1 protein-coding gene and 1 other annotated feature are annotated in these 1,167 nt (G+C 67.6%); the gene reads right to left on the bottom strand.

Features of this window, described 5'->3' with window-relative positions; genetic code table 11:
• A protein-coding gene (locus EJ913_RS31225; RefSeq protein WP_425321140.1) for an IS3 family transposase occupies positions 1 to 1,114 on the bottom strand; the annotation gives its coding sequence in 2 pieces (ribosomal slippage) (positions 1 to 817 and positions 817 to 1,114; 1,115 coding nt annotated over the 2 pieces). This gene is flagged as partial in the annotation.
• Positions 714 to 830 (bottom strand) — a sequence feature (AL1L pseudoknot). Its footprint overlaps the gene before it by 117 nt.
• Positions 1,115 to 1,167: the final 53 nt, after the last annotated feature.

Below are 1,167 nucleotides of genomic sequence, written 5' to 3'. Positions count from 1 at the left end.
AGGGTGGCGAACTCGACGGCCTCCAGGGTGCGCCATGGCCCACGGCGCCGGATCACCTCGGTCTTGTAGAGGCCGTTGATGGTCTCGGCCAAGGCGTTGTCATAGGAATCGCCGACGCTGCCCACGGATGGCTCGACGCCGGCGTCGGTGAGACGCTCGGTGTACCGAATGGCGACGTATTGCGATCCGCGGTCCGAGTGGTGAATGAGACCGCCGCCCTTGGCTGGCCGGCGATCGTGAAGCGCCTGCTCCAAGGCATCCAGGACAAAGCCGGCGTGGGCGGTGCGCGACACCCGCCAGCCGACGATCTTGCGGGCGAAGGTGTCGATGACGAAGGCCACGTAGACGAAGCCTTGCCACGTGGCAACGTAGGTGAAATCGGCCACCCACAAGGCATTCGGACGCGGCGCCTGGAACTGCCGGTTCACCCGGTCGGCCGGACAGGGCACCGCCCGGTCGCTGATCGTGGTCCGCACCGCCTTGCCGCGTGTCGCCCCCTTCAGACCCATGTGCTTCATCAGCCGGGCCACCGTGCAGCGTGCCACGTCGGTGCCCTCCCGCCGCAACTGTCGCCACACTTTCCGTACCCCGTAGACCTGGAAGTTCGCGTCCCAGACCCGCCGGATAGCCTCCCTCAGCTCCACGTCGCTTCGCGAGCGGGCCGGCGCCTTGGACGGATCGGCTCGCCGGGCGGCATGGGCGCGGTAGGTCGACGGGGCGATCGGCAACACTTTGCAGATCGGCTCGACCCCGTGGACGGCGCGGTGTGCGTCGATGAAGGCGATCATTTCCGAAACGGGCGGTCGAGCTCCGCCTGGGCGAAATACGCCGACGCCTTGCGCAGGATCTCGTTCGCCTGGCGCAGTTCCCGGTTCTCGCGCTCCAGCGCCTTGATCCGTTCCTGCTCGTCCGTCGTCGGGCCGGGCCGCTTGCCCTGGTCGCGCTCGGCCTGCCGCACCCAGCCCCGCAGCGTCTCCGCCGTGCAGCCGATCTTCGCCGCGATCGAGCCGATCGCTGCCCACTGCGAGGCGTGATCGCCTTCGTGCTCGAACACCATCCGAACCGCGCGCTCGCGGACTTCAGGAGCGTATCTACGTGATGCCGCTTTCGTCATGATAACCCCATCTTCTCAAGAAATGGGGCCTCCGACAAACCCGGCGCGGTTCA

Origin of the sequence: Azospirillum doebereinerae (assembly GCF_003989665.1) — a bacterium.
Taxonomy (GTDB): Bacteria; Pseudomonadota; Alphaproteobacteria; order Azospirillales; family Azospirillaceae; genus Azospirillum; species Azospirillum doebereinerae.
The sequence above is the reverse complement of the archived record's forward strand: the minus strand, read 5'-3'. Positions and strand labels throughout refer to the sequence as shown.